Below are 9,822 nucleotides of genomic sequence, written 5' to 3'. Positions count from 1 at the left end.
GGAGGCCCTGGTCAGTCGCCTGACCAGGGCCTCCACCGCTGGGGTGAGTGACGGGGCTCGAACCCGCGACACCCAGGATCACAACCTGGTGCTCTACCAGCTGAGCTACACCCACCGTGCATCCGTCCGGGCGCGACGGCCCGGGGGAACGCGCCAACGATACCGGAGCCCCCGCGGCGGCCCGCCGGGGGAGTCGCCGCCGTCAGGCGGCGCCGGCGTCTCCCGCCGACAGCAGCTCGGCGAACGAGCCGATGACCTCGTCGGCGGCCTGCTTGGCCTGCTCGCCGCTGGGCCCGGGTGCGGCCACGAACAGCGTCCGCCGGTAGTACGCCAGCTCCCGCACCGACTCGATGATGTCGGCCAGTGCCCGGTGGGCCAGCCCCTTGGGCGGCTGCGCGAAGTAGACGCGCGGGAACCAGCGGCGGGCCAGCTCCTTCACCGAGGAGACGTCGACCATCCGGTAGTGCAGGTGGTCGTCGAGCTCGGGCATGTCCCGGGCGAGGAAACCACGGTCGGTCCCGATCGAGTTGCCGCACAGCGGCGCGGTGCGCCGGTCGGGGACGAACCGCTTCACGTAGGCCAGGATCTGCTGCTCGGCCTCGGCCAGGGTGAGCGTGGCGGCGCGGACGGCGTCGGTCAGCCCCGACTTCGCGTGCATCTCGGCCACGAAGTCGGTCATGCCGTCGAGGTCGGCGTCGTCGGCGGCGATGATGAGGTCCAGGCCCGGGTCGAGGACGTTCAGCTCGGAGTCAGTGATCAGCACCGCGACCTCGATCAGCTTGTCCTTGGTGAGGTCCAGCCCGGTCATCTCGCAGTCGATCCAGACCAGGTGCCCGCCGTTCTCCGCCACGTCGTCCGACAGTACGCACCGCGCGCCCCGGCCGCCCCGATCACCCCTCGTGTCCACGCGCATCCCAGCCGCCGCGGACGCGCGATCGGAAGGCTCGGAAACGGCGCTGATCACCGTTAGGGTCGCCCGAACGCCCGCCGTCAGAAAGATCCTCGTGTCCTCTGCACCCGCTCCCGTCGCCACGCCCGTGCCACAGGCGCCGGGCACGCTCCGCGTCGGCCTGGCCCACCCGATCGCCCTGCTCCGGTGGTTGTGGACGGCGTACGTGACCCCCGGTCGGCCCGGGCGGCCCACCACCCAGACCGAGCTGCGCTGGGTCTACACCGCGTGGCTGGCGGCCTTCCTGCTGAAGATGCTGGGGTCGTCCTGGGACGTCTCCTGGCACTTCATGTGGCTGCGTGACGACCTGGCCCCGCCGCACCTGCTCAACACGGTGGGCACCGTCGTCGTCGTCGTGCTGGTGCTGTTCCACAGCTACAGCGGGTACGGCGTGGACCGGCGTGCGCTCCGGCTGATGCAGGTGGGCACCGCCACGTTCCTCGTCGCGGTCCCGGTCGACATCGTCAACCACCGGATCAACGGGCTGGACATCACCAGCTGGAGCCCCAGCCACGCGCTCCTGTACCTGGGGACGGCGATCATGCTGGCCGGCGCGCTGCGCGGGTGGTGGCTGTACGCGGCGCCGGGGCGCACCCGCGACCTCGTCTCGCTGGGCCTGTGGCTGTTCTTCGTCGAGAACGTGGTCTTCCCCAACCAGCACCAGGAGTACGGGGTGCTGTCGCTGGAGGCCTACGACGCCGGCCGGACGACGGCCGAGCCGCAGCTGCTGGACTTCGCCGCCTCGCAGGGCCAGTCGCCGGCCATGTTCATGCTCCCGGTGCCGTCGTGGGTGCACCCGGCGTGGCTGATCTGCGCCGGCCTGCTGGCGCTCGTGGTGGCCCGCCGGGTCGTCGCGCTGCGCTGGACGGCGACGGTGATCGCCGTCGTCTACCTCGGCTACCGCGGCGTCATGTGGCTCGGGCTGGTGGCGACGGGCTTCCCGCCGTCGGTGCTCCCGGTGGTGCTCGTCGTGGGCGCGCTGCTCGTCGACGTCGCCGCCGATCGCCGGGTCCCCGGCTGGGGGGCGGGTCCGGCGGTCGCCGCGGCGGTCTACGCCGTCGCCTTCCCGCTGGAGTCGCTGGGCCTGCTCCCGCCCTGGAACTGGTGGTCGGCGCTGCCGGTGGCCGTCGCGTTCGGCGCGTTGTGGGCGGCGGTCGACGTGCTGGCCGCCAGCACCTGGCTGGCGCGGTGGCGCGTCCCGGACGAGCCGGCGGCCGCCGAACCCGTCCCCGCCTGAACCCGCCGGGCCACGCCGAGCGCGACGGGAGAGGTCGCGGCGATGACGTAGCGTCGGTGGCGGCTGCCCCGCGGGGTCGCCGTCGGTGCCCCGCGCCGGGACCCAGCCGACGGATCTCCTGACCGCAGAACCCGACCGCCCGGAGGACGACGTGCTGGTCCTGACCCCGGCGCCGCTGGAGACGGCGGGCGAGCGCGCGTTCTTCGGGGAGCTCGAGCGGTGGGGCACCGGTGGTTCCGTGCGGGCGGCCGTGGTGGCCTCCCTGCCGCTGGTGGACGAGCCGCTGGGCCGCCGGCAGTCCGACGCGGTGCTGCTGGTGCCCGAGGGCCTCGCCGTCATCCGCGTGGTCGAGGTCCCCCGGCAGTCCGGTGTGGTGACGGCGAAGCCCGAAGGCCCGTGGACGATCGCCGCCCCGGGGGACGGGCCCGAGCAGGTGCTGCACCAGGCCGGGGGCGGCTCGACGCCGCTCGACGGGCTCATGCGAGCGGGCATGGACACCGCGGTGAAGCTGCGGCGCGCCGGCCTGCAGCCCGGGCGGATCGCGCGTCTCACCGTCCTGGTCGGCGAGATCACCGGGCTGGTCCCGGCCGACGGCGACCTGGGCGAGGGCGACCTGGTGGCCACGCTGGACCCCCGCTCCCTCCTGCTCGCGTTCGCCCGCGCCGCACGGCACGCCGGGGTCGACAATCCCCGGCTGTGGACCACCGCCGACGTGCGGGCGGCCCTCGCGGCGCTGGAGCTGCCCGGCCGGGGGCCCACGGTCGAGGAGCTCAACGGCGAGGCCTTCCCGTACTCGCCGTACGTCCTCCGCCGCCCCGAGCTGCTGACCCCGGCCGCGATGGCCGCCTCCCCGGCGATCACCCCGCCGGGCACGCCCGACAGGGAGGCGCGCGACGGCGCCGCCGGCGCGGCGTACGACGGCGATCCGCTGAGCGCCACCGCCGTGGCCCGCGCGGTCGCCGCCTCGGTGGCCTCCGCGCACGCCGCCGCAGTGGCGGCGGCGGCGCCCACGGGCTCCGCGCCGGGCGTCGCCGTGCAGCGGGACACCGTCGAGGTGGGGGGCGCGCCGGCGCCGCCGCGTGCCGCCGGGCTCGTCGGCGCCGCGGACGGCGACGCGGGACGCACCGAGCGCGAGGACGACGTCGCGGGACGCACCGTGCCCGAGGACGACGACGCGGCCACCCCGCCCGGGCCCCGCACGGCGGTGCTCCCGGCCGCGCCCCGGGCCGCGGAGCCGCCAGTGCCCCGGGCCGCGGAGCCGCCCGGGCGCCCGCCGCTGTCCCCGGCGTGGGGTGCCACCGCATCCGGTCGGGGCGAGGCGCGGGCGCCGGGCGACCGCCGGCGGGCCGCTGCGCTGATCGCGGCGGTGGTGGCCCTGGTGGCCGTCTGCGCGATCGCCGCCCTGCTGCTGCTCGGCGGCGACGGCTCCGGGGGCGAGGGCGCCGCGGGCGACGACGGGTCGCCGTCCGACGCCGTCGCGGCGGGTCCCACGATCGGCGAGGTGCGGGAGGTGAACGGCACCGCCTACACGGTGGAGGCCGTGCAGGTGGACGACACCTGCGCCGGGCACGCCTACGGGGAGGTGGCCGGCTTCTTCGCCGCGACCGACTGCACCGGGCTCTCCCGGGCGCTCTACTCGGCCGAGGTCGGCGGCGCCCCGGTGGTGGTGTCGGTGTCGCGGGTCGCCATGTCCGACCCCGCCGCGGCCCGGGAGCTGCGTGCTCTCACCGACCGCGACGGCAGCGGCAACGTCAACGACCTGCTGCGCGAGGGGGTCACCTACGACGGCGGCCCGGCAGGGCTGCGGTCGGCGGAGTACGCCAGCGCGGTGTCGGGGTCGACCGTCACCGTGGTCGAGAGCGCGTGGGCCGGTGCGCCGGGGCCGGGTGGTGCGGCGGCGGTGGACAAGGTCGCCTCGGACGGGCTCGCGCTGCCGGTGCCACCTCTCCCGGAGGGCTGAGGTCCTTCCCGGTGCCCGCACCTCAGGTGGTGGCCGCCGCCCAGGCCATCGCGTTGAGCAGTTCGGCCATCGCGGGGCGGGTCAGCCGGCCGGCGCTGTGCGGGGTGGAGTTGATCAGCCCGAAGACGGCGTGCGCGCGGGCCCGGCAGGCGGCCGCCTCGGCGCCCGGGTGCACCCGCGCCAGCACGGCCACCCACACCTCGACGTACCGGCGCTGCAGCCGGCGCACCTGCGCGGCCTCGGCCTCGGGCAGGGAACCGAGGTCCCGGTCGTGCACGACGATCAGCGCCGGGTTGTCCAGCGCGAAGTCGACCTGGAAGTCGATGAGCGCACGCAGCTGGGCGGCGGGGTCGCTGCCCGCGGCCGCCACCCGGTCGCGGCCGCCGTCGGCGAGGCGCGCGCTGATGCGCAGCAGCATCTCGGCGAGCATCGCGTCCTTGCTGGCGAAGTGCCGGTAGATCGCCGGCCCGGTCACCCCGACGGCCGCGCCGACGTCGTCCACCCCCACCGCGCGGGACCCGCGCTCGGCGAACAACCGGGCGGCCGCCTGCAGGATCTGCTCCCGCCGGGACGGGCGGGCGGCATCGGCGTGCATGGCGGCGTCCTGCGCGGGGGCGCCCGCGCCCAGGTCCGTGCCGGCCGACGTCATGCGACGGATGCTAGCCCCGCCGGTGAACTCGGGTTAACCCCACGACGAGTGGGCTGGACCTCACCGTGAACCGTGGTTAACCTCTGCCCCGTGGACGCACCGGTGCTCTCCCACGCCCTGTCGGCCGACCCGGCGGGCGCTGCCCGCAACGCCGCGGCGCACGCGGAGCTCGTCGCCGATCTGGCCGGCCAGCTGCGCGCGGTGGGTCTCGGCGGCGGCGAGCGGGCCCGCGAGCGGCACACCGCTCGCGGGAAGCCGCTGCCCCGCGAGCGGGTCGACGCGCTGCTCGACCCGGGGAGCCCCTTCCTCGAGCTGTCGCCGCTGGCCGCGCACGGCCTCTACGGCGGCGAGGCGCCGGCGGCGGGGATCATCACGGGTATCGGCCGCATCTCGGGCCGCGAGTGCGTCGTCGTCGCCAACGACGCCACCGTCAAGGGCGGCACCTACTACCCGATGACGGTGAAGAAGCACCTCCGCGCCCAGGAGGTGGCGCTGCACAACCGGCTGCCGTGCATCTACCTGGTCGACTCCGGCGGCGCCTTCCTCCCGATGCAGGACGAGGTCTTCCCCGACCGCGAGCACTTCGGCCGGATCTTCTACAACCAGGCGAACCTCTCCAGGGCCGGCATCGCCCAGATCGCGGCGGTGATGGGCTCCTGCACCGCCGGCGGCGCGTACGTGCCCGCGATGAGCGACGAGGCGGTGATCGTCCGCGAGCAGGGCACGATCTTCCTGGGCGGCCCGCCGCTGGTGAAGGCCGCGACCGGCGAGGTGGTCACCGCCGAGGAGCTCGGCGGGGGAGACCTGCACAGCCGGGTCAGCGGGGTCACCGACCACCTGGCCGACGACGACGCGCACGCCCTGCAGATCGTCCGGCAGATCGTGTCCACCCTCGGGCCGCGGGAGCCCCGGCCGTGGGACCTGGAGCCGGTCGAGGAGCCGCAGCACCCGCCGGAGTCGATCTACGAGGTGGTGCCGCCCGATCCGCGCACCCCCTACGACGTCCGCGAGGTCATCGCTCGGCTGGTCGACGGCAGCCGGTTCGCCGAGTTCAAGCCGCTCTACGGGCAGACGCTGGTCACCGGCTTCGCCCGGCTGCACGGGCACCCGGTCGGGATCGTCGCCAACAACGGCGTGCTCTTCGCCGAGTCGGCACTCAAGGGCGCGCACTTCATCGAGCTGTGCGACCGCCGGAAGATCCCGCTGCTGTTCCTGCAGAACATCACCGGCTTCATGGTCGGCCGCGACTACGAGGCCGGCGGCATCGCCAAGCACGGCGCCAAGATGGTCACCGCCGTCGCCTGCGCCCGGGTGCCGAAGCTGACCGTGGTCATCGGCGGCTCGTTCGGAGCCGGCAACTACTCGATGTGCGGCCGGGCGTACTCGCCTCGCTTCCTGTTCACCTGGCCCAACGCCCGCATCTCGGTGATGGGCGGGGAGCAGGCGGCGTCGGTGCTGGCGACGGTCCGCCGGGACGGCATCGAGGCCCGTGGGGAGGAGTGGTCGGCCGAGGAGGAGGAGGCGTTCAAGGCGCCGATCCGCGACCAGTACGAGTCCCAGGGGCACCCCTACTACGCCACGGCGCGGCTCTGGGACGACGGCGTCATCGACCCCGCCCAGACCCGCACCGTGCTCGGCCTCGCCCTGTCCGCCTGCGCCAACGCGCCGCTCGAGGACGTCGGCTACGGCGTCTTCCGGATGTGACCGGCGTGAACCCCGGCACCGAGTTCCCCTGGTTCGGCGGCGCTCGTCCGCTGAGTGCACACGCACTCACTGTCAGAGCGTCGGCGAGGGAGCAGTGAGGCGAGGCATGTTCGACACCGTCCTGGTCGCGAACCGCGGCGAGATCGCCGTCCGGGTCATCCGCACCCTGCGGGAGATGGGCATCCGGTCGGTCGCCGTCTACAGCGACGCCGATGCCGGGGCGCTGCACACCCGCGTGGCCGACGTCGCCGTGCACATCGGGCCGGCTCCTGCGGCGCAGAGCTACCTGTCGGTCGAGCGGGTGCTGCAGGCCGCGGCCGCCACCGGAGCCCAGGCGATCCACCCCGGTTACGGCTTCCTGTCGGAGAACGTGGAGTTCGCCCGCGCGTGCGAGAAGGCGGGGATCGTCTTCATCGGCCCGCCGGTCGCCGCGATCGAGGCCATGGGCGACAAGATCCGCGCCAAGCAGACGGTCATGGCCGCCGGGGTCCCGGTCGTGCCGGGCCGCACGGAGCCCGGGATGACCGACGCCGAGGTCGCCGACGCCGCCGTCGCCGTCGGCTTCCCGGTGCTGCTCAAGCCGAGCGCGGGCGGTGGCGGCAAGGGCATGCGGGTCGTCCGCTCCGCCGACGAGCTGCCCGACGCGATCGCCGGGGCGCGCCGCGAGGCGAGCAGCTCCTTCGGCGACGACACCCTGCTCGTGGAGCGCTACGTCGGCAACTCGCGGCACATCGAGGTGCAGGTGCTGGGGGACGCCCACGGGAACGTCATCCACCTCGGCGAGCGCGAGTGCTCGCTGCAGCGCCGGCACCAGAAGGTGATCGAGGAGGCGCCGTCGCCGCTGCTGGACACCGGCATGCGCGCCACCATGGGCCGGGCGGCGGTCGAGGCGGCGAAGGCCGTCGGCTACACCGGCGCCGGCACGGTCGAGTTCATCGTCGACGCCGAGCGGCCGCGCGATTTCTTCTTCCTCGAGATGAACACCCGGCTGCAGGTCGAGCACCCCGTCACCGAGTGCGTCACCGGCCTGGACCTCGTCGAGCTGCAGGTGCGGGTGGCGGCGGGCGAGCGATTGCCCGTGGACCAGGACGACGTCTCCCTCGACGGGCACGCGATCGAGGGGCGGCTCTACGCCGAGGACCCGGCGCGCGGCTTCCTCCCGCAGGCCGGCACGGTGCTGGGGCTCGTGGAGCCCGACGGCGCCGGCATCCGGGTGGACAGCTCGCTGGCCGTGGGCACGGTCGTCGGCACCGACTACGACCCGATGCTGGCCAAGGTCGTCGCCTGGGGCCCGGACCGGGAGACCGCCCGGGCCCGGCTCGTCGGCGCGCTCGGCCGCACCGCCGTCCTCGGGGTGACGACCAACGCCGCCTTCCTGCGGGCGCTGCTCACCGATGACGACGTCGTCGCCGGGACGCTCGACACCGGGCTGATCGAGCGGCGGGGTGACGCGCTGACCACCCCCGACCCGGTGCCGTTCATCGCCTACGCGGCGGCAGCCCTGGCGCTGCTCGTCGAGAGCGAGCCGACCGGCCCCGTCGTCGACCGGTGGGACGTGCCCGACGGCTGGCGGCTGGGCGAGCCCGCGTGGACCGTGCGCCGTCTGCAGGCCGCCGGCGGTGAGCCGGTCGAGGTGCGGCTGCGCGGCCGTTCGTCGGCCGCCGAGATCCAGGTGGCGGGGGGTGTGGTGCCGGCCCGGGCGATCCGGGACGGTGATCGGCTGACCGTGACCGTGGGCGACCAGACCGCCGGCTACGCCGTCGTGCACTCCGGCGGGACGGTGTGGCTGGCCGCCGACGGGCACGTGACGGCGCTGCGGGAGCACGAGCGGCTGTCGTCGTCGGCCAGTTCGGCCGCGGGCGACGGCGTCGTCACCTCGCCCATGCCGGGCACGGTGACGGTGGTGCGGGCCTCGGTCGGCGACGAGGTGGAGGCGGGCACCCCGCTGCTCGTCGTCGAGGCGATGAAGATGGAGCACGTGCTCACCGCCCCCATCGCGGGGACGGTGGCCGAGCTCGGAGTGACGGCGGGCCAGACGGTCGCGCTGGACGAGCGGCTGGCGCTGGTGACCCCGGCGGCCGGGCCCGAGCAGCAGGAGAACTGATGTTGGACTACCGGCTCAGCGACGAGACCGAGGCCCTGCGGACGACCGTGCGGGAGTTCGCCCGCGAGGTCATCGCCCCGCAGATCGGGGAGTTCTACGAGCGGGACGAGTTCCCGACCGACATCGTGCGGCAGATGGGGGAGCTCGGGCTGTTCGGCCTGCCGTTCCCCGAGGAGTACGGCGGCGCGGGCGGCACCTACTTCGACCTCTGCGTGGCGCTGGAGGAGCTGGCCCGGGTGGACAGCTCCATGGCGATCACCGTGGAGGCGGGCGTCTCGCTCGGCGCCATGCCGATCTACCGGTTCGGCACCGAGGAGCAGAAGCGCGAGTGGCTGCCCCGGCTCTGCACCGGGGAGGCGCTGGGTGCGTTCGGCCTCACCGAGCCCGGCGGCGGCTCGGACGCCGGGGCCACCCGCACGACGGCTCGGCTGGAGGACGGGCACTGGGTGATCAACGGCTCGAAGGCCTTCATCACCAACTCCGGCACCGACCTGACGTCGCTGGTGACGGTGACCGCGGTGACCGGCACGAAGCCCGACGGCAAGAAGGAGATCTCGGCGATCATCGTGCCCTCGGGCACGCCGGGGTTCACCGTCGGGCAGCGGTACTCGAAGGTCGGCTGGAACGCCTCCGACACCCGGGAGCTCTCGTTCGACGACTGCCGGGTGCCCGAGGAGAACCTCGTCGGGCAGCGCGGCCGCGGCTACGCCCAGTTCCTCTCCATCCTCGACGAGGGCCGGATCGCGATCTCCGCGCTCTCGGTCGGGCTGGCCCAGGGGTGCGTGGACGAGTCGGTGAAGTACGCGGGGGAGCGGGAGGCGTTCGGGCAGCCGATCGGCCGCAACCAGGCGGTCCAGTTCATGATCGCCGACATGGAGGTGCGGGCCTCCACCGCGCGGCTGGCCTACTACCGGGCGGCGGAGAAGATGCTGCGCGGCGAGCCGTTCAAGCGCGAGGCCTCGATCGCGAAGCTGTACAGCTCCGAGGTGGCGATGGACAACGCCCGCTACGCGACCCAGGTGCACGGCGGGTACGGGTTCATGAACGAGTTCCCGGTCGGCCGGTTCTACCGCGACGCGAAGATCCTGGAGATCGGCGAGGGCACCAGCGAGGTGCAGCGGATGCTGATCGCCCGAGACCTCGGCGTCGGCTGAGAAAGGGCCCGTCCTCCCCACGCCTCGCCAGCTCGGTGCGGGACCCGGAAGGGAGCCTCGGGCAA

At 74.5% G+C, this 9,822-nt stretch carries 7 protein-coding genes and 1 tRNA gene; 5 read left to right on the top strand and 3 right to left on the bottom strand.

The genetic code is table 11. The features are described from left to right. Nucleotides 1–39: 39 nt before the first annotated feature. Together ACI8AG_RS05025 and orn are read right to left on the bottom strand one after the other, a co-directional pair. A tRNA-His gene (locus ACI8AG_RS05025) sits at nucleotides 40–115 on the bottom strand. An 87-nt stretch (nucleotides 116–202) separates the two neighbouring features. Continuing rightward, nucleotides 203–850 (bottom strand): oligoribonuclease, encoded by a 648-nt coding sequence (gene orn / locus ACI8AG_RS05020; protein ID WP_456587732.1) that lies wholly within the window; start codon nucleotides 848–850, stop codon nucleotides 203–205. Nucleotides 851–1,037: 187 nt separating this feature from the next. On the opposite strand from orn, the gene ACI8AG_RS05015 reads away from it, so the two are divergent. After that, nucleotides 1,038–2,186 (top strand): hypothetical protein, encoded by a 1,149-nt coding sequence (locus ACI8AG_RS05015; protein ID WP_456596161.1) that lies wholly within the window; start codon nucleotides 1,038–1,040, stop codon nucleotides 2,184–2,186. Nucleotides 2,187–2,337: 151 nt separating this feature from the next. After that, on the top strand, nucleotides 2,338–4,146 hold the full coding sequence (locus ACI8AG_RS05010) for a hypothetical protein (protein ID WP_456596160.1): 1,809 nt from the start codon (nucleotides 2,338–2,340) through the stop codon (nucleotides 4,144–4,146). A gap of 22 nt (nucleotides 4,147–4,168) precedes the next feature. Here the strand turns inward: ACI8AG_RS05010 and ACI8AG_RS05005 are convergent, their stop codons facing one another. Beyond that, nucleotides 4,169–4,795 carry an SACE_7040 family transcriptional regulator gene (locus ACI8AG_RS05005; protein ID WP_456587729.1) on the bottom strand — a complete coding sequence of 209 codons (627 nt, stop codon included), beginning with the start codon at nucleotides 4,793–4,795 and terminating at the stop codon, nucleotides 4,169–4,171. A gap of 90 nt (nucleotides 4,796–4,885) precedes the next feature. Here ACI8AG_RS05005 and ACI8AG_RS05000 point away from each other — a divergent pair, with 90 nt between their 5' ends. The 3 genes from ACI8AG_RS05000 (at nucleotide 4,886) to ACI8AG_RS04990 (ending at nucleotide 9,757) form a co-directional block, all read left to right on the top strand. Next, nucleotides 4,886–6,499, top strand: a complete 1,614-nt coding sequence (locus tag ACI8AG_RS05000) for a carboxyl transferase domain-containing protein (protein ID WP_456596159.1) — start codon at nucleotides 4,886–4,888, stop codon at nucleotides 6,497–6,499. Between the two features lie 106 nt (nucleotides 6,500–6,605). Next, nucleotides 6,606–8,603 (top strand): acetyl/propionyl/methylcrotonyl-CoA carboxylase subunit alpha, encoded by a 1,998-nt coding sequence (locus tag ACI8AG_RS04995; RefSeq protein ID WP_456596158.1) that lies wholly within the window; start codon nucleotides 6,606–6,608, stop codon nucleotides 8,601–8,603. After that, a complete protein-coding gene (locus ACI8AG_RS04990) occupies nucleotides 8,603–9,757 on the top strand; it encodes an acyl-CoA dehydrogenase family protein (protein WP_456587726.1) in 1,155 nt (384 codons plus the stop codon). Before ACI8AG_RS04995 ends, ACI8AG_RS04990 begins: the two co-directional genes overlap by 1 nt. Nucleotides 9,758–9,822: the final 65 nt, after the last annotated feature.

The organism is Blastococcus sp. SYSU DS0552 (assembly GCF_054050815.1).
This window is presented reverse-complemented; position numbering and strand designations above follow the sequence as displayed.